Source organism: Rhizobium binxianense (assembly GCF_028994275.1).
Classification (GTDB): domain Bacteria; phylum Pseudomonadota; class Alphaproteobacteria; order Rhizobiales; family Rhizobiaceae; genus Rhizobium; species Rhizobium binxianense.
This window is the reverse complement of the sequence record NZ_CP118713.1, coordinates 736,406-757,530: the sequence shown is the minus strand read 5'-3', so window position 1 is coordinate 757,530 and position 21,125 is coordinate 736,406. Positions and strand designations below refer to the sequence as shown.

Annotated in this window: 17 protein-coding genes and 1 pseudogene; 5 read left to right on the top strand and 13 right to left on the bottom strand. The window is 59.9% G+C overall.

Features of this window, described 5'->3' with window-relative positions; translation table 11 throughout:
• The 3 genes from cysN (at position 1) to PO860_RS03715 (ending at position 3,418) form a co-directional block, all read left to right on the top strand.
• The gene (cysN, locus tag PO860_RS03725; RefSeq protein WP_183606088.1) at positions 1-1,497 is read left to right on the top strand and encodes a sulfate adenylyltransferase subunit CysN; all 1,497 of its coding nucleotides are present in this window, start codon (positions 1-3) and stop codon (positions 1,495-1,497) included.
• Positions 1,498-1,964: 467 nt separating this feature from the next.
• Positions 1,965-2,606 (top strand): peroxiredoxin-like family protein, encoded by a 642-nt coding sequence (locus PO860_RS03720; RefSeq protein WP_275038171.1) that lies wholly within the window; start codon positions 1,965-1,967, stop codon positions 2,604-2,606.
• A 398-nt stretch (positions 2,607-3,004) separates the two neighbouring features.
• Positions 3,005-3,418 (top strand): GFA family protein, encoded by a 414-nt coding sequence (locus tag PO860_RS03715; protein ID WP_080686066.1) that lies wholly within the window; start codon positions 3,005-3,007, stop codon positions 3,416-3,418.
• A 219-nt stretch (positions 3,419-3,637) separates the two neighbouring features.
• On the opposite strand, the gene PO860_RS03710 is transcribed toward PO860_RS03715, so the two are convergent.
• Entirely contained in the window at positions 3,638-4,504 is an 867-nt protein-coding gene (locus tag PO860_RS03710) for a LysR family transcriptional regulator (RefSeq protein WP_430523298.1), read from the bottom strand.
• Positions 4,505-4,573: 69 nt separating this feature from the next.
• On the opposite strand from PO860_RS03710, the gene PO860_RS03705 reads away from it, so the two are divergent.
• A complete protein-coding gene (locus tag PO860_RS03705; protein ID WP_183606656.1) occupies positions 4,574-5,545 on the top strand; it encodes a quinone oxidoreductase family protein in 972 nt (323 codons plus the stop codon).
• Positions 5,546-5,727: 182 nt separating this feature from the next.
• Here PO860_RS03705 and PO860_RS03700 read toward each other — a convergent pair whose 3' ends face one another.
• From PO860_RS03700 to PO860_RS03645, 12 genes and pseudogenes are all read right to left on the bottom strand, one after another.
• The gene (locus tag PO860_RS03700; protein ID WP_272783205.1) at positions 5,728-6,231 is read right to left on the bottom strand and encodes a hypothetical protein; all 504 of its coding nucleotides are present in this window, start codon (positions 6,229-6,231) and stop codon (positions 5,728-5,730) included.
• Positions 6,232-6,679: 448 nt separating this feature from the next.
• A complete protein-coding gene (locus PO860_RS03695) occupies positions 6,680-7,861 on the bottom strand; it encodes a glycoside hydrolase 5 family protein (RefSeq protein ID WP_275038169.1) in 1,182 nt (393 codons plus the stop codon).
• A gap of 16 nt (positions 7,862-7,877) precedes the next feature.
• The gene (locus PO860_RS03690) at positions 7,878-9,257 is read right to left on the bottom strand and encodes a polysaccharide biosynthesis protein (protein ID WP_275038168.1); all 1,380 of its coding nucleotides are present in this window, start codon (positions 9,255-9,257) and stop codon (positions 7,878-7,880) included.
• A 2-nt stretch (positions 9,258-9,259) separates the two neighbouring features.
• A complete protein-coding gene (locus PO860_RS03685; protein ID WP_275038167.1) occupies positions 9,260-10,261 on the bottom strand; it encodes a glycosyltransferase family 2 protein in 1,002 nt (333 codons plus the stop codon).
• Complete coding sequence (locus tag PO860_RS03680) at positions 10,254-11,078, bottom strand: hypothetical protein (RefSeq protein WP_275038166.1); 825 nt, start codon at positions 11,076-11,078, stop codon at positions 10,254-10,256. Before PO860_RS03680 ends, PO860_RS03685 begins: the two co-directional genes overlap by 8 nt.
• A complete protein-coding gene (locus PO860_RS03675) occupies positions 11,075-11,962 on the bottom strand; it encodes a DUF6492 family protein (protein ID WP_275038165.1) in 888 nt (295 codons plus the stop codon). Before PO860_RS03675 ends, PO860_RS03680 begins: the two co-directional genes overlap by 4 nt.
• Positions 11,959-14,058: a hypothetical protein gene (locus tag PO860_RS03670; RefSeq protein WP_275038164.1), complete on the bottom strand. Its 2,100-nt coding sequence runs from the start codon at positions 14,056-14,058 to the stop codon at positions 11,959-11,961. Before PO860_RS03670 ends, PO860_RS03675 begins: the two co-directional genes overlap by 4 nt.
• A complete protein-coding gene (locus PO860_RS03665; RefSeq protein WP_275038163.1) occupies positions 14,045-15,205 on the bottom strand; it encodes a glycosyltransferase family 4 protein in 1,161 nt (386 codons plus the stop codon). The genes PO860_RS03670 and PO860_RS03665 overlap by 14 nt, the downstream gene beginning before the upstream one ends.
• Positions 15,206-15,231: 26 nt before the next feature.
• The gene (locus PO860_RS03660) at positions 15,232-16,005 is read right to left on the bottom strand and encodes a glycosyltransferase family 2 protein (RefSeq protein WP_183606073.1); all 774 of its coding nucleotides are present in this window, start codon (positions 16,003-16,005) and stop codon (positions 15,232-15,234) included.
• A 116-nt stretch (positions 16,006-16,121) separates the two neighbouring features.
• On the bottom strand, positions 16,122-17,378 hold the full coding sequence (locus tag PO860_RS03655) for a polysaccharide biosynthesis/export family protein (protein ID WP_275038162.1): 1,257 nt from the start codon (positions 17,376-17,378) through the stop codon (positions 16,122-16,124).
• A 434-nt stretch (positions 17,379-17,812) separates the two neighbouring features.
• Positions 17,813-17,943 (bottom strand): annotated as a pseudogene (locus PO860_RS03650) (LysR family transcriptional regulator); the annotation flags it as partial.
• Between the two features lie 110 nt (positions 17,944-18,053).
• Positions 18,054-19,091: a LacI family DNA-binding transcriptional regulator gene (locus PO860_RS03645; RefSeq protein ID WP_275038161.1), complete on the bottom strand. Its 1,038-nt coding sequence runs from the start codon at positions 19,089-19,091 to the stop codon at positions 18,054-18,056.
• A 471-nt stretch (positions 19,092-19,562) separates the two neighbouring features.
• Here PO860_RS03645 and PO860_RS03640 point away from each other — a divergent pair, with 471 nt between their 5' ends.
• Positions 19,563-21,068 carry a DegQ family serine endoprotease gene (locus PO860_RS03640; protein ID WP_275038160.1) on the top strand — a complete coding sequence of 502 codons (1,506 nt, stop codon included), beginning with the start codon at positions 19,563-19,565 and terminating at the stop codon, positions 21,066-21,068.
• Positions 21,069-21,125 lie beyond the last annotated feature (57 nt).

Sequence of the window (21,125 nt, the reverse complement as noted above, 5' to 3'; positions counted from 1 at the left end):
ATGACCGCAGCCCAAACCGCCGTCTCGGCCGCCACCGTCGTCACCCTGCCCGCCGCCGAGCAGCAGAAAGCTCTGCGCGACTCGCGCCCGCTGCGCCTGATTACCTGCGGCAGCGTCGATGACGGCAAGTCCACCTTGATCGGCCGCCTGCTCTGGGACACCAAGGCGGTCAAGGAAGACCAGGCCGCCACCCTGCAGCGTGATTCCACCGGCAAGCAGAACGATCTCGGCCTGCCTGACTTCGCACTGCTGCTCGACGGCCTGCAGGCCGAGCGCGAACAGGGCATCACCATCGATGTCGCCTATCGCTATTTCTCGACCGACAAGCGCTCCTTCATCGTCGCCGATACGCCCGGCCATGAGCAATATACCCGTAATATGGCGACCGGCGCCTCGACCGCCGATCTCGCCATCCTGCTGGTCGACGCGCGCTACGGCATTCTCGAGCAGACGCGCCGCCACGCGACGATCGCCTCGCTGCTCGGCATCAAGCAGTTCGTGCTCGCCGTCAACAAGATCGACCTCACGGGCTACGACCGCGCCGGCTTCGACAAGATCAGCCATGACTTCCGGGAATTTGCCCTGTCGCTCGGCGTCAAGCAGATCACCGCCATTCCGATGTCGGCGCTGAAGGGCGAAAACGTCGTCTATTCCGGCCAGGCCGCCATGCCCTGGTACAGCGGCCCGACGCTGGTGGAGACGCTGGAGCTTGCGACCGTCCGCTCGTCGCAGACGGTCGGCTTCCGCCTTTCGGTGCAGCGTGTCTCGCGTCCCGGCGAAAGCTTCCGCGGTTATCAGGGCACGGTTGCCGGCGGCTCGGTTAAGCCGGGCGACAGCGTCATGATCCTGCCGTCCGGCATGGTCGCCAATGTCTCCAAGATCGTCACCTTCGATCTGGTGCGCAACGCCGCCGTCGCCGGTGACGCGATCACGCTGGTGCTCGACCGCCAGGTGGATGTGGCGCGCGGCGACATGATCGTCTCGATTGACGCCCAGCCGCAGGTCGGCCTTGCCTTCGACGCGCAGATCGTCGCCCTCCAGCCCGAGGGCATCGAGCCCGGCAAACGCTACTGGCTGAAGAGTGGCAGCCGCCGCCAGCGCGTGCAGGTGCAGCCGCTCAGCCAGCTCGAACTGAAGACCGGCACATGGAACGCCGCCCAGCGGCTCTACATGAACGCCATCGGCAAAGTCCGGCTCGTCTTCGACGAAGCGGCGATCTTCGACCCCTATGAGCAGAACCGCAATTCCGGCTCCTTCATCCTGATCGATCCGGAGACCAACAACACCGTCGCCGGCGGCATGGTGACCGGCAAGCGCACCGAACTCGGCGGGCTGCATAATGGCGAAGGCCGCGTCATCCTCTCGCTGCCGGCCGACCTTGCCGAACAGATCATGGCCAGCGAACTCTTCGCCAGCCGCAGCCACGAGGCCGAGGTGCGGCGGATGACGGCAGCCGAAGCGGCCGACCTCTGGTCGAGCGCTGCAAGCGATATCTGACAAGGGATAAGGGATAAGGGGCCAGCAAGACTGGCCCCTCACCGCAGCCGAATCCGCTGGCAAGGCTGGCGGATTCCCTGTCGAGCGGCAAAGAACCGATCAGAACCTGAGACTTTGCGATAGGGGCTTCGAGTCCGCTTCCTTCCCGCCGATAGTGTTGAAAAAGTCGAAAATCCGGCCTTAACTTCCGCTACGCGCCCCATGCTGCTTGAACGCAAAATTGGCTGGTCCCCCAGCGCAATTTTCCGTGTCGGCCTCTACGGCCGCTAAAAAAATCAGAGTTTGCAGAAAACGGGCTTTTTCCATTCACGATTCGCTGTTTACCGCTTGCCCGCGGGCCAATGTGGGGCCATGCTTAGATCGGATCCTGGCGGTGCGGTAAGACGAGAGGTCAGGCCCTGCAACGCTCAATCTCGACCTCGAAGCACTGCCTTTTCTCGACTGATCCCCGAGCGAGGAGGTTGTCCATGTCCACGAGCTATGTCGACCATCCGCTACAACCGGGCGACCGGGTTCCGAACGTTGTGTTTGATGCGATCTCGCGCGAGGGGAAGATCGCACTTGATGATTTTCGTGGCCGCAGCCCATTGTTGATCGGTTTGTTTCGAGGGCTGCATTGTCCGTTCTGCCGGCGCCATGTCGCGGCCATGGCATATCTCAACCCGATGCTGCGTGAGAAAGGCGTCCAATCGCTGGCGGTGGTAAACACCCCGGTCGAACGCGCGCGGCTCTATTTCCGTTACCATCCGATACCCGATCTTCTTGCTGCTTCCGACCCGGTACGGGCTTCGCACCAAGCCTTCGGCTTACGCGAGGTCGGGATCGACACGGTCATGGCGATACGGATCGATCTTCCGGGCGAGTTGCCCGAGCCTATGAGCGTGATGGCAATGGACGAATTTATCAACGAGAAGGAAGGGTATCAGATTACCGAAGCCGATCAGCAGATGATGACTGCCGACCACGGGCAGCTTGTCGGTCAGTTCCTAATCGACCGGGAGGGCATCGTACGCTGGAGCTTCACTGAAGTTCTGGAGGCTGGGCTCCAGACATTCAAGGCACCGAATTCCCAGGAATTGATGTCGGCAGCTTCCCAAGTCGTACATTAACAACGAAAAAACACGCTCGACGACCCATCGCCCGGGTGGTGCTCAGTGGATTGAAGCATCGTTCGAGATGCTCATCGATTCGCTGTTTACCGCTTGCTCGCGAGCGACTGCACTCCGTAATTGGCTATAGATCACCAGTGGATTTGAAATTCCGCTTGCTGCAAAGAACCGATCAGAACCTGAGACCGTGCAATGAGGGCTCCGCTTCCGGCCTGACGCGGTCAGATGGCTTTCCTCTAGACTTCGGCATTTCCGCGATCTACATTTGAGCTTCTGTGAGCCTGAAATTATGTCAGGTCTCAGCCCCTTCGCATCGCCCACCCTAACCATTTGTGGTTCGGGCCTGCGCTTCACCCCCCATTCAACGCAATTTCACCGTGCAAGCGGGAGGAGTTTCCATGGCCAATGCCCAATGCGCCTGCGGCGCTCTGAGACTGATGCTCAGCGAACCACCACAATTGACTGCGCTGTGCCACTGTTTGGCTTGCCAGCGCAGAACGGGTGCGCCGTTCAGCGCAAATGCTTTCTACTCGATTGGCTGTGTCGAAATATCTGGAACGTCCACAGAATTCATTCGCACTGCCGAGAGCGGTCGTAAGGTCCGAATGCATTTTTGCCCAACTTGCGGCTCGACCGTCTATTGGAAGGCCGATGCTGCGCCGTCCTGGATCGGGGTGGCGGTCGGTTCCCTTGCCGACCCAGCCTTCGCGCCACCTGCCCTATCAGTCTTCGAACAATCGAAACATAAGTGGGTGCAGCTTGACGAAACGGTAGAGCACTTTCAAAGCCATCCAATCCGCCAATTGGAATGAATCGACGCGGGCTTTCGGCCTGAAGCGGACTTTGGATCATCGGCAGCGGAAGCTCTTTCGCTGCCTGCTAGACGACCCTTTCGCGCAGACCATTGATCGCTGACAACACCGTCGCGTCCGGACGGAGCCGTCTCGGCAGATAGTCGCGCAAAACTCAAAGTGATCGTTCGAAAAGAAGCTCATTCTCCTTTTCGCCGACATGCTCCCAACCTGAACGCACTACTTGCCGACAGCGTTTTTCAGCGCATCGACGACGACGCGGACGGAGGGGACGTCTTTGATATCAGAATGGACAACCAGCCAGACCTCTCTTGTCAACGGCTGTTCGGTCTCAATGCGCTGGAGACCGCTGGACTCCAGGACGGCGAAATCGGGGAGCATGACGACACCGGCGCCAAGGCTTGCGGTTGCGGCCTGAAACTCCAGAACGGACGACCTCACAGCGATCGGCCGGCCGGCGGCCAATTCGATCAGCCGCAGCTGTTGCGGTGAGGCGTTCATGGTTTCGTCGTAACCGATGAAGGTCCAGTCCGACGGCGGAACCGTTTCGAGATAGGTCTTTGATGCGTAGAGATGAAAGCTTGTCTCGCCGAGCTTGACGATGGCGTAATCGCCGTCCTCGGGACGCGACATTCGTACGGCGATATCCGCCTCTCGTCTGTTCAGGGAGGCGAGGCGCTTTTCTCCGACAAGCGTGATCTGAACACCGGGATGGTCTCGCCTGACGGCCGCGATCGGCTCTGCCAGGAACACGCTTGAGAGAGCGGGAGGCGCGCTGATCCTCACATGGCCACGCAATTCCGTGGCGCTGCTGCGACCAAGCTGCTCGATTGCCGCAGTCTGCGTCGCGACAAGAGCTGCGCGCTTGGCAACCTGCTCTCCGTCCGCGGTCAACATGATGCGCCGTCCGCGGCGGTCTATGAGCTTACGACCCAGGCTGGCTTCAAGCGACGAAATGCGCCGACTGATCGTCGCGTGTTCGACGCCGAGCTGCTTTGCGGCGCCAAGCAACGTTCCGGACTGCGCGAGCGCCAGGAAATGGCGAAGGTCGTCCCAGTCGATCTTTGTGAATTCTCTCCCAATCATTGTGCAGCAATAGGGAATTTTCACACATCATGCCATCGCTTAGTTTGTGCCCATGAAGGAGCACGAGAGATGACTGACCAGATCATATGGCTGAACGCCCCTGGTGACATCACCCAATTCCATATCGAGCATCACCGTTGTGAGCCTCCCGGTGATGGCGAGATAAAAATCCGTCATCAGGCGATCGGAACCAACTTTCTCGACGTCTATCAGCGAAGGGGCATCTACCCCATGCCGTCCTACCCCGCGGTGATCGGTGCCGAGGCGGCGGGCATCGTCGACGATGTCGGTCCTGGTGTCTCCATGTTCCAAAAAGGTGACCGCGTTGCCTATGCCGGGCCTCCGGTTGGAGCCTATCGCTCCACGAGGAATATTGCCGCTGAAAGGGCGATCAAGCTTCCCGGTGCCGTTTCAGCAAAAACGGCAGCGAGTTCGCTGCTCAAAGGCATGACCGCCTACTTGCTGTTGAAAAAGACCTATGATGTGCGTGCAGGAACTCAGGTGCTGATCCATGCCGCAGCGGGCGGGCTTGGGAGCATCCTCGTTCGTTGGGCCAGATCGCTCGATGCCACGGTGATCGGGACGGTCGGCTCTTCCGAAAAGGCTGCACTCGCCGCATCTTATGGAGCCGATCAGCTTATTGTCGGACGAGACGCCGATATCGTCGCGGAAGTGAAACGCCTGACGAACGGGATTGGTGTCGACGTCGCCTATGACGGGATAGGCGGCGACACGCTTCTCAAGAGCATACGCTCTGTCCGCCCATTCGGCATGGCTGTCACCATCGGCCAGGCCGCCGGTGCTATCCCACCGGTGCCTGTCGAGGAACTTCGTCCGGGCAAGGCGCTCTGCCATCCGAGCATCATGGCCTGGTGCGCCGATATCGGACAGTATCGCGAGGCTGCTCTCGCTGCAGTCCGGATGATGGAAACAGGCATCGTTTCGCAGATCGGTGCCGAATATCGTTTGGCCGATGTTGCGAAGGCGCACGAAGAGATGGAATCCGGACGCTCGGCGGGCAGTATCCTGCTGATCCCTTGATTGCTCAGAGTCCGTTCAAGACAGCGGGTAGCGGGGCGGCCTTCTCGTCATGAGCTTAATCATTGCGGCCTGGATGAAGAAGAGGCTTAGAGCTGAACCGCACCCAGGGCACGCATGTTGCAGCTCAGCCGACTTGGTCACACACAAAGCGAGGCAGACCTCGATTCCCTGCCAAGCTACAGTTATTTGGGCTTACGCAGATCGAGAGATCCAGTCGGAATAGGAACCACACTGGCAAGTCGTTGGCCTACCACCGCACCGATTGTGGCAACCCCGGAGGTATTCCTGGATGCGGGCTCGATCTGGCGAAGAAACAGCCCGCTATCGTCTGCAAGAGATCCGATGGTAATCATCGGCTCATCGTCCACGAAAAGTATCAATCCAATGCCGGATCCAACCTTATCCTCCACCCTGCATGGCAGAGCTCGCAGCACGGTCTCCGCGTTTGTCGAAAACAGGGATTTCACAAGCCCGCCAAGTGCTTCGACCTTATTGACGAACGGCCGCACGACAAGCGTCACCGCTTCTTCTTCAGCTAGAGTGAGTTCGACGGAAAACTGAGCCGGCGCAGAACCGGTCGGCAGGCAAGCGCTATAAAGCTGAAAAATCGCGGCGCGGGCGAAATTCAAGCGTGTATCATGGGATTCGGCTTCGACGATTGATTGGAGAAAGCGTGAAGAGTTCACTGCCGGAATCCCTCTTTCGAATCGGGATAGCCCGATGATGAGTCAATATACGATACCGCTTCTGGGAGCGAGCCGTCCGCATTATTCATGTTACCAACCGCTGACCTTCGAAAATCTCCCGTTTGTCCCCAATATCCTGGATATACCGCGAATATCTGGCGAAGCTAGACCCAGTTTAGATCGCAAGAAAATATGGAAGCATTTAGGTCAATATTCCGGCGTGTTGAGATCGCTATCACTCGTCCGTTCGCGCCACCATCCCGGTTCGCGGGCGCGCTTCCGATCGTCGTGTCACGCGTGTTTTCGTCTTGAAATCGGTTTCCGCCTTCGAGCGATATGCCACATGTTGTTGGCAGCCATCAAATCGAATGGCAACACCCGGTGCCGTAACCGATCCATCGCTCAAGACGACGAATGGTGAACGGCGGAATGGCTCCGGTGGCCCTGCTTATTGAAGCTTGAGGGCGGCGTCGCGCAGAGCCTGCCAAGCAGGGCTTCCATCGTTATGGATGTCGAATTTGTCGTAGTCGTCCTGGGGATAGAGGCCCGAGTCCTGCGTGCTGGTGAGCCGCCAGACCACCCAGCCTCCGCAATCCGAGGTGGCGATCGTGTTCAGCCACGTTCCATAGGCGTTTGCCTGATCGGCATCGGATCGCGGAATTCCAAATTCCTCCAGGATCACCGGTTTTCCGATATTTCGCCCGATCGCGCAGTATTCGCGAATGCGGGCATCGAAATCGGAATGGCTCATTTTGGCGTAGGATGGGTAGCCATGCCACGTGCCGAAATCGACGCTCGGAATGTTCATATCCGCCAGCTTCTGATCCATGTTCCCATGGCCCGTCGTTACGAGCTGTTTCGGTGCCAGGGATTTGACATAGGCTGACATTTCCGACACCCAGTCATGAAGGAGCGGTATGGGATGGATGTCAGGTTCGTTGGCCAGATCCCAGGCAAATATGGTGGGGTCATCGGAATAGCGGACACCAGTAATCGTGTTGACGCGCGACAGAACATGCCGAACCCATTCCTTGTAATCGCGTCGAGTTCGCGGATCAGCGGCAAAAAAGGTGTATTTGTCCGAACTCCCGTACCAGGCATTCATCTGCTGGGCACCGCCCGTATAGGCCCAGAAATCGACGAATGCGAGGATCAGCTTAAGCTTGCGCTTCGCCGCTTCCGCGATGAGGTAATCGACCTTTTGCAGGCCGTCAGGTCCGTCGTTGGGAACCATCCGGTTGGTTGTCGGATCCCAACTCATCATATAGATGCCCTTGGTTCCCAGATTGCTGGAATCGGCCGTGCTTTTTGAATTCCAGATCGTCGGCACCCGGCCGTCCAGCGACCCTATAACCGGTTGCAGGAAGGTGCGCACCACATTGGCACCCATTGCCGTGGCATCGTCCAACACGCGGGTGACTTCGCCTGACGAGCCAAATGTCAGATAATGGTTGTTGACGCCGGCCACGCGAAATGGCTTGCCGTCCAGCAGGAAGCCCCCCTCTTTCGTCGTGACGAAAGATTGCTGCGCAGATGACTGCGCGTCCGCAGATCCGACTTGAGCAGACCCAAAAAGCGCCAGCGCCACAGCGCCGATAGCGAAACTCCGGAAACGGTGAACACGCCTCATGCGAAGAAACTCCCTTTCAAGCCCGTGACGCAATTCCGATTTGGTCTGTCTCGTCGAGGGAATTGCCGTATGTCGAGACACCGGCAGCCGCTGGTGGCGCGGTGGTGGACGGCGTCGCAGTGTGCCGTGTGGCCCGATACAATGCCGGGCACAGAAGGAGGCCTTCCAGCGAAACAGCAATGACCCAGAAGTTGGCTGTGCCTGCGATCCCGAATTGCACACCGCCGGCGGCGGCCACGATCTCCACCGCCGCACCGCCGGTCAGAACGAGCGTGGCAAAACCCAGGCGCCGTCGGACACGTTGAACCGCCAGATAATGATACTTCGATGCCATTCCGAAAGCGGCAACGCCCAGAAACTGGAGGCCATTTCCTGCAATCACAGCATAGGCCGGATTGAATATCCAGAGCATGAAGCGCGACAGGAAGAGGAACGCCAAGGCGGTCGCCGCGCAGACCAGCATCGACAAGCCGAGCGACAGGCGCAGGCGCGCGGGAAATAGCTCCGGCTCCCGCACAGCGATGGCAAACAATACCGAGGCGAGTGACGCAGGGACGAGAAGCGCAACGTTCAGCACCGTCCAGGCGGCATAGAAGGCGGCGTTGATCTCTGCGGACAGCATCACCGTGACGACGACGGGCAGCAGCAGCGCCGGCGCCTGAACAGCCATGCTGAGCGCGTGATGGCCAAAAACCTGTCCGAGCACCGGGCGGAAGGCGTAGATCGCTGGCCGGTGGAAAACGCGCCTGCCGGCATAAACAAGAAGCCCGGCCACGACGACCAGCGAGACAAGCTGCCCGGCAAACCAGGTGGTGAAGATCGCCAGTCCGCTGGTCGCCCGGCCAAGTGTCAGGCCGAGAGCGATCAGTAGAAGAAGCTTGCTGGCGGCGAAGACGACATTTCGGGCCAGTTGAAGGCCGCTGCGCAGAAGGCCAACCAGGGCTTGGTCGAGCACGAGGGTCACGGCCGTCAGAGCGCAACCAACGACGAAGAAGAGATCGGTCGCGGAGGAACCGACGATCGAGCCAAGCTGCGTCGATGTACAGGCAGCGATAACAAGATAGATCAGCCCCACGACGATGGAGGCGCTGAACGAGGCCAGGAGGGCGCCCGTCAGAAAGGGGCCTGCTCTTTTCTGACGGCCTATCTCGCCCATCAGGAAGGGCCCGAGACCGACTTCACCGAGATTCGCGAGGAGATTCATCAACGATATGGCAGCGGCGGCGAGCCCAACAGCTTCAGCCGAGAAGGAACGCGCCGCGAACCACCAGTAGACGAAGCCGAGAATGGCCGTCATCAACGTTCCAAGCCCCAGCATGCCTGCATTGAGGAGCAAAACCGCCTGATTCATCAGGAAGCTGCGGACCTTGGTAGTGGCGGCGCTGACGGTCATCATGCCTATTCCACCGGTTCGAGAGCGCGAGCAGGAATGGAGGTGAACGGTCGCGTGAGGGCAGCGCGGGTCCGGCCGAGAGCGAAGCCGGCCGCAGTGGCCGCCAGGCCGGCGCCCAGCGCGACGGCGCGAAGAAGGCCGCTCGGCTGGCCGAGCAACATATCAGCGAATCCCCGCATAATCCCTTGGGGCAACGTCCTGGTCATATAGGTCTTTTCCGACGCCAGCGCCTCGCCGGAGCCTGCCATCAGCGATAGGCTGGCCTTTGAAAGCCCTTCGGCCCAGCATCGGTGAAGGAAATATTTCCACGTCGCGCGATCGGCGGGTATGGCGTGATCGCTGCCGCTCGATGGTTCGAAGACGAAACGGCCATGTGGCAGAGCCTTGGTTGCACGGATGCAGAGTTCGGTTTCCTCGCATCCGAGCGGCAAAGCCTTGGCCGTTCGGCCCAAGCCGGAATCGAAGCCGCCCGTATGATCGAAGACGTAGCGGCGGATGCACATGGACGCGCCGATGAGGTTGCGCACCGGCCCCGGATGAAGGCCGCGATAGGTGCAGCCGAGGGTCCACAGGAATTCGTCGGGAAACCAGGAAGGACGGTCTGTTTCCCACAACGGGCGGATAGCGGACACGGCGCCCAGAACCGAGGGATCCTCGAGTTGCCGCACCAAGGTCGCCAGCAAATCCCGATCCGACACGGCGTCGTCGTCGAGAAACAGGATGACCTCGCCGCGGCTGACAGAAATCCCGGTGTTGCGGGCGCCGGAGAGGCCGGGCGGATGAATGTTCTCGACGATCCTGACCGGGGTTTCGAAGCGCTTGGCGCGCAGACGCAGCGCCAGTGCCGGATTGTGATCGACGATGACGACGATCTCATCCGCGGCCGGGACCTGGCGCGCTGCCGCCTCGATTGCTTTGTTGAGAATGTCCCAACGCTGGTCGGAATAGCAGCAGATGACGATTGCCGTCGTGAGCTTGCCGGGCACGGGGTGCTGGAAATTATCCATTTTTCCTCTCCGGAGCGAACTGAAAGGTTATTCCGGTCGGTGCCGGCGACTGGAGCGTGTCGATGGTCATCCAGACCTTGCGGTAGATCGTTCCCCTGTCGCCGCCCTTGTAGAGCCAGGCTTCCAGCCGTGCGGGCGGGCGCGTTTTTGTCGGTACGGAGAATTCGAAGGTTTGGCTGGAGGAAGGCGCCAGTTCGAAGGCTGGCATCTTTCCGATCAACGCGCCGCCCAGAACAAGGTCAAGACTGTAAAGCGTCTCGGCGTCTTCCGAATTGCGCACGCCGACCGTTACCACATTGTTCGTCCAGTTCCATTTGGGCACCATCCAAAGCTCGGTGAAATGAAACGGCTTGCGTTCAAGCGCGACCGGGCGCGCCACGAGGACGGAACTCGTCGCCACGATCATGGAAGCTGCGAAGATCCCAAAACGACGGCCGGGCCAAGCCGAGGGAATGGCTGGAACCGGACTTGCGCGCTGCAAAACGACATTCAGCCACCGAACGGCAATAGTCGTCAGGCCCAGCGCGTAGACCCAGCCTCGCGCATCGAGATGCCCGACGACATGCAGCAGAAGCCCCAAAAAAATGCAGGCCGCGAAGCTCAGGAACACCGAGAGCGTCCCCCTCATGACCATATCGCCCTCTATGCGCAGGGTGTCCACCAGCATGCGGCCCGGGAGATACAGTATCAGCGGCGCGCAGAGCGCCAGGCGGACCGCCTTCCAGGTCGCAAAGGTTTCGGGCAGCCACGTTACGGCCAACGCAGCGGCAAGAACCCACAGCGGAATGATTCCCAGAAAGACACGGCGGGCCATCATCGGGGACGAGCTCCTGCATCCGCCCATGCCGTCGCGCCGATGATCTGAGCGGCGCCCGGGTTCACCTTCACGAGCTTCTGCCGTATCACGTTCGGGTCGAAGGATTTCTGGACGAGATGAACGATCTTGCTGTCCAGCCGGCTCAGAGTGAGGCCGAGACGGCTATGGATCTGCGTCAGATAGGCCCCGCGCGCATCGCGCATCGTCGGCGACTGGTGCATCACATCGAGCAGAAAGACGGAATAGAGCGTCCATTCCCCGAACCGTGTCTGGTCTTTTGACGCGCTGAGGCCCTTGAGCAGCTCGACATAGGGTTTTGAGCCGTATTTCGACGCGATGTAGTCATTCAGCGCGATGAGCCATTCGCGCTTGAAGCAGAAGAAATCGTTGATGAAATCGACGTAGCGAGAAGACCGGGCCGGCTCGACGCCGAGGATCTTTGCAACATTGCGCAACCGTTTCTTCTCGAAACGGTAGTGCAGATCGGGAAGCCTGTGGCTGGAATAATAGAGAACCGGTTCGCGCCCGTCGATCAGATCGGTCCTCGCGATGGGCCGCAGCAGCAGTGTATCCGCGCCGAGATTGCAGAAATGCTCGGTCCGGCAGAATTCGAAGGCGCGCAGCTTGATGATCTGCTGCCGAAACCAGCCCGGAAGTTCCAGTTCGCTGGCCGAAAGCCAGTCGTTGTCGCCGGTGACGGCGGCGCCAGGCATGAGACCCTTCGCGTCGAGGAAGGCTCTTAAAGCCGCCGGGTTGTCGGTGACCATGGTCAGGTTTCCCTTGTCCGGGAAATGCTGCTGGTAGGAGCGCAGGGACGCTTCGAGAAAATATTCAATGTCCCGCGAATGGACGCACATGAAAGCGTCGATACGGCTATCGATCATCGCAAATCTCCGTCTGTTCGTCCCAAGGATTGCACCGGCTCGCCGCTCCGCTTACCAGGGACGCCGGGCTGCCGTGTTTTCCCGAGCCGCCCGACGTCGAAAATGACCATGAAGCCGTTGTCGAAGCTACGGTCGACATCGGGCTCGGAATTGAACTTGAGCAGCGACGACGGCTGGAGGGGGACCAGGTGGTTTCGGTCCTGCGCGCCGCCGTCGAAATAGACGCCGACGCCGGGCAGGCCGGTGGTCATGCGCAGGTCGACCATGACGAAACCGATGCCCGAGTCGATCAGCAGCTTGCGTTCCATCGGACCGAGATCGGCTGCGGTGATGGCCATGCCTGTATCCTGCCCACTCTCAAGCGTGGTCGAGACCTTTTGCCGGCCGTAGGTAGACAGGAGCAGGCGATTGATCCGGTCGGCTGCGAAATGCTGGTCGCCGCCCAGCCATTCCCGGGTCCACCTTGCGGCGCTGATCCCCATCGGTTCTATCGACGAGGAGTCGGCCGACACTTCATAGCCGGCCGGAACCAGAATACGTGGTCCCTCGGAGCTGATGACGCCAGCAATCAGCACCGTCGTTGCGGCGGCGGCAAGCGCCGTTGCGCGCAGCCAGCCACGCGACGTGCCGTGCCAGAACGCCGCGACGGCCACCGCGACGACAATTGCCACGCCGAGGAAGGATAGCGAGCCGATGCGGTTGCCGATCTCCCACCCACTGCGCGTCAGGCGGAAGATGATACTGACGGGATAGGCCAGCGTCACCAAGACGAGGACCTGGAGAAGGCTTGACCGCCATAGGCGCCATCTGGTCGGCGGCCAGAGGATACTCGCATTCCGGTGCTGCCCATTGAAAACGAGCGAGCGGAGAAAGCCGGTGAGAAGTCCCAGGCAGATCAGCGCGACGCCCGCCATCGTCAGGTAACGTTGCCAAGCCGGCGCCAAGGCTCCCGTGTCCGATACGAAAAGCTTACGCGTCGAGGTCGAACTCGATACGAGTTGCGCTACCTCGTGTATGCCGCCTGCCAGTACGGGAAGGATGTAGCTGCCGGTGGGGTTCCCGACGATCTTCGACCAGACGACCGGAGCAATCACGGCGATCGAGGCCAGCAGGATCGCCTGCCGCCTCTGCATAGCGGACGCGCCCTGCCTCAGGCATTCCATCACCGCCGTGCCGCACAAAAGGGCCGCGCAAAAATAGGAGGTGAGATGATGAGTAGCCGCGAGCGCCACGATCAGGACCATGGTGGCGACGACCGTCGGCCAGCCTGCCGCGCCGCTTCGCTCCATGTGTCGGCTTTCCGAAGCCAACAGCACCGCCGCAAGCATGGGGATCGCCAGGCTTTCATAGGAATAGTGGACGTCGAACAGCAAAAACGTGGACGAGCCCATGTAGATCAGGCAGGCGATCGAGGCGATCCGTGCCGAGCCCGTGATCTTCTCGAAGAGCAGGAATAGCGTGAGCATCAGCATCATCCGCGCCGCCGCCAACACAATCAGGCCTGCCGCGAAAACGGACAGTCCGGACAGGTTGACCAAAGCGGACGTTATGAGCTCTAGCCCGGGATAGAGCGGGCTGACCGGCAAAAGCGGATTGGGCAGGAACAGTCGCCCCGCCTCCAGAATGTCGTTCACCGTCGCCCAGTGCAGGAATTCATCATGGTCTATGAAGGCGACAGGCGCGCGGATGAGGCGTACCACGAAGAGGGCTGAGGTGACGATCACTATGAGCGCCAAGCGCTCCAGGCGGCTGGCACCCGGATGGATGATTCGCGCCGCCGCAGGGAGAAAGATCGCGGCGATGGCGCAATAGAACGTGGGAACCGCCCAGCCCTCTCCCAGGCGACTGGCATTTGCAGCAAGAGCGGCCACAACAAGGGCGCAGCTGCATAGGAAGGCAAAGACCGGCGACATCCCCAGCGACGAAGGATCGGCAACACCCTCGACCGCGCTGTCCTGCCTGCGCAGGCCCAGAAATGCGGCGATCCACAGATCGACGCGGGGAATGGAACCCCTTCCCGTATAGCCATGACGATAAGCTCCGTCCTGGTAGGCCTTCTGCCGGCCTGGAGAAGCCCGCCCCTTAACAACGGTCATCGTGCTTCAAATCTCCAAGCAGTGCTGGACCGGTTCGCAGTTCAGGCTGCGGATGCGAAAGTACGCGTCTGTACACCATCAGCAGCCGGTCCGTGCAATCGTCCCAGTCCGGCAACCTCGTCTCGATTGAGATCGGCCCCGCGTCCATGGCAGCGAGCATTTCACGCGCGGTGAAGGCTGGCGAAGCGTTGAGCGGAACGGATCGCACGAGGCCCTCCTCAGCCAGCTCCCGAAAGCCGGATGTGTCGGTGGTCAGTACGGGAGCCTTGACCGAAAGCGCCTCCATAACCGCCACGGGATGAGCTTCATAATCGCTGAGGAGCACGACCAGAGCGGCCGAAGACAAAAGAGCGGCCATTGCGGACCGGTCGGCCGGCGGAATTGCCCCGATCTCGACACGGTTGCCGAGCCCGAGTTCGGCCACCTGCTGACGCAGCTTCGCCTCATAGGGCCCCTCTCCTAGGATCCGAAGGCGCATATCAGGGATTTTTGTTGCCAGCACACTAAATGCAGCAAGCGCGCGATGATGACCTTTATAACGCTCCAGCCTGCCGAGCGAGACAATCAGCGGCCTGTCGTGAGGTGGAGCCAGCCGCCGCCCGGACGTTTCCGGCAGGCGCGCGCCATTGGGGATAACGATGAACCGGTCTCGCTCGATTGCCATATTCTGGCTGAATAGATCGGCTTCGAACCGCGACACGCCAATGAGTTGCGCTGCCCTGGCAGCCAGAGGCGCAAGCATTCTATGTTGGAAGCGCCGGATCGAGGACCGAAATCGTGACGAATGGCCACCGCTGTGAAAGGTGACCACGAAAGGAAGCCCCTCGCGCGATGCGGCGGCCATTCCCAGCGGTGCCAGAAAGGTGTGGTAGCCCTGAACATGCATCAGGTCCCAATCACCTTCGGCGACCGCCCTGAAGACGCCGGGGGCTAAGCACCAATCCCGCCCACGGGGAAACGTCTTCAGCCTGACAATCTGCACGCCGTCTCGGGTTTCCGTTGGCGGAAGAAGGCCGTCGGGATTGCCCGTCAATACCGTCACCGTATGCCCCTTGCGCACGAGCCGGATTGCGACCTCGCTTACATGGGTTTCCGTTCCTCCGGCAAAAGGCAGGTATCTCGCGCTGAGCATCAAAATGCGCATCATGCGGCCTCGCCAATTAAATCCAGACCTCAGGAAATGCCCTGCTCGAGGACTTGGACGCCCGTCGGCGTACTGACGCGTTCTCGGAAGATCGTCTTCAGCACGCGCCAGCCATCCGGAAGGGCACGCAGATTGCTGACGCCGTAGATACGTTCCGATTCAAAGCTCGCGACTTCCATGATTTTGAGATTGTTCTTCAGGGCCCGCAAATTGATCAGCGTCTCAATTTCGAAGCCGTCGCAATCGGCACGCAGCAAGGGAACATGCCGTCTCCAAAAACCCATGTAGCCGTAGCACAGATCGCTAAAAGAGCTGCCATAGAGCATCCGGACCAGCAGGGTCAGGCCCAGATTGCCGAAACGGCGGATGACCGTCATGTCGCTGGTGCCGCCACCCTGCATAAAGCGCGACCCCTTGACGAAATCCGCACCTGCAACAAGAGCCGCGACGAACAGGATGATTTCGTAGGGATCCATCGATCCGTCAGCATCAAGCATCACGATCATATCACCAGATGCGGCTTCGAAGCCCGTCCGCAATGCGATGCCTTTGCCCTTCTTAGGCTGAAGTACGATCTTGACATCATCGCGCATGCTTCGCGCTATGTCAGGCGTTCCGTCTGTCGATCGCCCATCGACGATGATAATCTCATGCACCCATGTCGGTATGCGGGGCAAAAGCAGCTTAATGTTTTCCGCTTCGTTCAAGGTTGGAATGACGAGTGAGGTCCTTGGCAAATTGAACATCGGACCTTGGACCGGCATCGAGGAATGCGATGATTCTAAAGCTTCGATTGTAGACATAAGCTCTCCTTGGCGTTTTGGACCGCGTGACAAATCGCAAATCGACGATGCCCCTGAGCTCTTTGCCCGAGAGGAGGACTAAACTCTCCCAGTCGGGAAGAGTATGTGGTTAAGCCTCAATGTACTTTGATCAGATCGCCAGGCTGTAAGACCGTTTCTTCGGTCGCAGGTTCGACGATGACACCATTCGGTCCAGGCCGGACGATTTCGAATTCAACATCAGCGGTATCATTCGACGATACCATGGACCGAAAAATTTCAAGATCGCTCTCGGTCGTCTTCAACGCCGTGGATAGGCCTCTTTCGGCATCCGCTGCCGACTTTTCGATCTCGATCTTGCGTTCGATACGATCGCGCTCAACGTCCTGTTTCGCTGCCGCCAGCCGTTGCTTTGCGCTCTCGACATCGATGACGGCTTGCTGCTTTCGATCTTCCGACTCGGTCAGTTCGCTCTGAGCCCGGGTCAACTCAATGCTGGTGACAAGTTTGTTTTTGGCCAAATTCTCGATACTTGCCAGCCGATCCTGACGGACCCGAATGGTGGCGTCATAATTGCCGACGCGTGCCTGACGCAGATCGAGATCGGCCTGAGCATTGACAACAGATTGTGCGTAAGCACTGCTCTGCGCATCCTTGCTCGTCGTTACCAATTGGCGCTGCCATGTCTCATCATCCAGCAACCGTTGGGCATCGGGATCGGGACCAAGAACAGGTGTCCCAATGCTGGCAATTTGCACGGAATCGCGCTTCGCCCTGAGCACCTCGGTTCGCGACGCAAGCCGCTTCAGATCGGCCAACTCAGCCTTCAACCGCTCGATCTGGCGTGTAATTTCCACGCTCTGCCATGGCTCGATACTCTTCGCCGCCATGCCACCCGCTTGCGCAACGGCATGCAGAACAGTCATGCCGTCAACATATCGAAACGAGCCGGGATTACGAACCGGGCCGGTAATATAAACAGGCTGGTGCTCAATCTTGCCGATACTCACGAACCCCTTTCTGCCGACCAAGCTTTCGTACGAAGGAAGAATTATCGCCTCCACATCCGCCGGAGGAAGCCCTCGAACCGGGAAGCGTCCCAAAAGCGGAAGCGAAATCGTTCCGTCCGCTTCAACGACGTATTCGCCCGTGAGCTCGGGCCGCTGGTAAAAGTTCCAGGGAACCGTGCCCCGTGAGCCCGTCCAGCGATCTTCGACGGAGGCCAAGCTTTCGTAAAATGCGAGATTCAATTTATCGCCTGAGCGAAGACCGTCACGCAACAATTGAGGCTGCCGGGCCGAAGTCTCACCAGATGTCACAACCGAGACAGATTCCGTGGGCGCAGGCAACTCTTCCGCTGCTGACGTCAATGGAACAATTACTGCAAATACCATACAGAGTATTGTTTGCTTTAGGCGAGAACCGCTTCTCAACCTATATTCAGGCATATCTGGCGATATTATCTTCGAAAGCTTCATGTTTTCGGATTTCCGCCTTGAAAGCGCTGGATCGCCCCCGGATCTGTTTAAGGTTAACATAATATTAATCATATTCAATAGTACTTAAGAATGATTAATACATCTTCCAAGCAGCCCAAGAGTCTAACTTGGAAAAAATTCAATAAACGTAATAACTTGCAGCGACGGGCAGGACTTCTAAACCCTTGGTCTTATCGATTTATTTGACGATTTGCAGGGTGATCTTTACGACCTTTTGCAATCCAGGCCTTAGCTTTGGTCCACCAGCCATCGGCGGGGAGATTTCTGAACCAAGCCCAGCGTTAGAGAATGGCTTCGAGGACGATACTTGCGCCGTCGCGATCCTGGATGAGTTCATTGAGGTGCCGTGTCACAAGTGGATTGACCGACACCCAGCTCTCTTGCAACCATCGACAGGTTACCGCGTTCGGCGACGAACAAAGGTGCGCATTCTGCCGAGAGACAGTCCCGCGCTATCCATTTTTCAGTACAGTGATGCTCATTCATTCCATATAGGGAATAATCTGGGCTGCGCCTAGTTCGAGCATGGCCGACAATTCAGTGGTATTTCATTCGGCAGATCGTACCGCGCTACCGCGTCGAACCGCGCGCTATGATGGAGAAGCCGAGGTCGGCCTTGTCCTCGTCGGGGGGCTCGTCGCGGACGGCGCGCAGCAGCATGTCGGCGACGCGGTAGCCGATATCGTAGCGCGGGATGTGCACCGTCGTCAGCGACGGCTCGATGAAGGCCGAAAATTCCAGATCGTTGAAACCGCAGACGCCGAGATCCTCCGGCACGCGGATGCCGCGCTCCTTGCATTCGATGAGGACGCCGAGCGCCAGTTCGTCGCTCTGGGCAAAGACGGCATCGACATCGGGCACGCGCTGCAACAGGCGGGAAAACAGCTCCCTGCCGAGGCCGGTGCGGCTTGCCGCCTCCCCGCCGATGATGAGATCGGGGTCGAAATGCCCGGCTTCCCGCATCACCGCCTCATAACCTTCGATGCGGCGGCGCGAGCGGACATCGGCGCCGCGGCCCATGAAAGCGATCCGCTTGTAGCCCCTCGACAACAGGAAACGGGTGGGTTCGACGCCTGCCGTATAGTGATCGAGGCCGACGACCAGCGTTTGCGGCTCCTGGCTGAGATCGGTGATATGGGCGATCGGACAGGCGGCGCTGTCGATCAGCGGCAGAAGATTACGATAGGATTCGGCGCCGACGATGATGACGCCGGCCGGTTTCTGCGTCAGGAAGGATTTCAGCAGGCCGGCCTCGCCCTCGGCATGGCGCAGCGTATTGGAATATTGCACGGTGAATTCGGTGTCGCGGAAGCGTTCCTCGATCCCGATCATCAGGCCGGTGAAGCCGTACTGGTGCAAGGCGGGGGTGATGACGCCGACGACGCCGTTGTGGCGGCCGGCCAGCGCCCGGGCAGCAAGATTGGGAATATAGCCCATCTCGCCGACCGTGCGCAGGATCACCTCGCGAAGATCCTCCGAGACGATCTGAGGATTGCGAAGCGCGCGCGAGATGGTGATGGGGCTGACGCCCACCTTTTTCGCAACATCGCTCAGTTTCACCTGCGTGCCGCGCCTGGCCTTCCGCCCCGGCCCCACTGAATTGGTCATTGCCCCTCAAATACTGCCTGCGAGACTCACCTGCCCTCGATTCGAGGCACCTTACTTTCTGAAGAAGAAATAATTTAGAGTCTACTAACGTTTTAAATTAGCACCAGAATCTGGGAATTAACCGGCGGGAAGAGCCGCTGGATCGTCTGACGTGACATACGGGCGTGCCGGGCGGCCGGATCACCGCCTTCGGGAAGAGGTGCATTTACTTTCGAACGGAAACGAAGATTAAATTCCAGTAATGTCTTACAAATCGGCAATATAAACATGATCAATATTTAATTTGTAAATCCGCGGGCCGCAATCATATGAATCCCGAGCGCGAATTCTTCTTTTCGCCCGGCCGCACCCAACGACTGCGCTGCGACGAGAGAATTGCCGCCAAACGCCATCCGACGCCAGGTCCAGGGGGGAAACCCGACGCCATCCCAAGCCAACGCTCCCGCAAGCGCCCATCCAAGGACCATCACCATGTCACGCATCCTCCGCAAACATCGCGCCGCAGCCCTGGTCGGGGCCGCCATCATCGCCGGCGCAGCATGCCTGCCGTTCGCCATCAACGCCTCCAACGCCATTGCAGCACCTTCGGATACCGGCGGCGTCCTCGCAGCCGGCGGCTCCTTCGCGTCGATCGTCGACGCCGACAAGCCTGCCGTCGTCACCATCACCACGACGATGAAGGCGACCGATGTCAGCGCCGGAGAGCAGGATTCGCCGATGGACGAGCAGTTCCGCCAGTTCTTCGAGGATCAGGGCATCCCGCTGCCGCGCCAGGCGCCGAAAAACCGGCCTTCGCAGCAGGCGATGGCGCTCGGCTCCGGCTTCATCATCAGCCCGGACGGCGTGATCGTCACCAACAACCATGTCATCGACAATGCCGTCGACATCAAGGTGACGCTCGACGACGGCACCGAACTGCCGGCCAAGCTGATCGGCACCGACCCGAAATCCGATGTCGCCGTCGTCAAGATTGAGGCGCCGAAACCGCTGCAGACCATTGCCTGGGGCGATTCCGACCGGCTGAAGCTCGGCGACCAGATCCTGGCGATCGGCAATCCTTTCGGCATCGGCACCACGGTGACGGCGGGCATCGTCTCGGCGCGCGGCCGCGACCTGCACAGCGGCCCCTATGACGACTTCATCCAGATCGACGCGCCGATCAACCACGGCAATTCCGGCGGGCCGCTCGTCGACCGCAGCGGCAATGTCGTCGGCATCAACACCGCGATCTATTCGCCGAACGGCGGCAGCGTCGGCGTCGGTTTCGCCATTCCTTCCGACGAGGCCAAGGCGATCGTCGCCAAGCTGCAGAAGGACGGTTCGATCGATCACGGTTATCTCGGCGTGCAGATCCAGCCGGTCACCCGGGATGTCGCCGATGCCGTCGGCCTCGATAAAACAGGCGGCGCGCTGGTTGCCGCCGTCACCGCCGATACGCCGGCGGCGCATGCCGGCGTGAAGCCGGGCGATATCATCACATCGGTCGGCGGCGAGACCGTCAAGACGCCGAAGGACCTGTCGCGGCTGGTGGCCGACCTTTCGCCGGGGGCCCAAAAGTCCCTCGGCGTCTGGCGCGACGGCAAGACGATCGATCTCAATGTCACCGTCGGCGGCAATGAGGACGGCCAGAAACAGGCCGCCGTCGAAAGCCCCGACAGCAAGGGCGAGAGCAGCGGCCAGCCGAGCCTCGGCATCGGCCTTGCCGATCTGACGCCCGACATGCGCCAGCAGCTCAACCTGCCGCGCGCCGTCAGCGGTGCGGTGGTCGCCAGCGTCAATCCGGATAAGTCGGCGGCTGCCGCCGGCATCCAGCCGGGCGATGTCATCGTCTCGGTCAACGACAGGCCGGTCCACAACACCCGCGACGCCAAGACCGCGATTGCCGACGCAGGCAAATCAGGCCGCAAATCGGTGCTGCTGCTCGTCGAACGCGACGGCAGCAAGACCTTCGTCGCCGTGCCATTCACCGCGGCCTGAGGCGGCCGCGTCCGGCAGCAAGACCTTCGTCGCCGTGCCATTTGCCGCGGCCTGAGA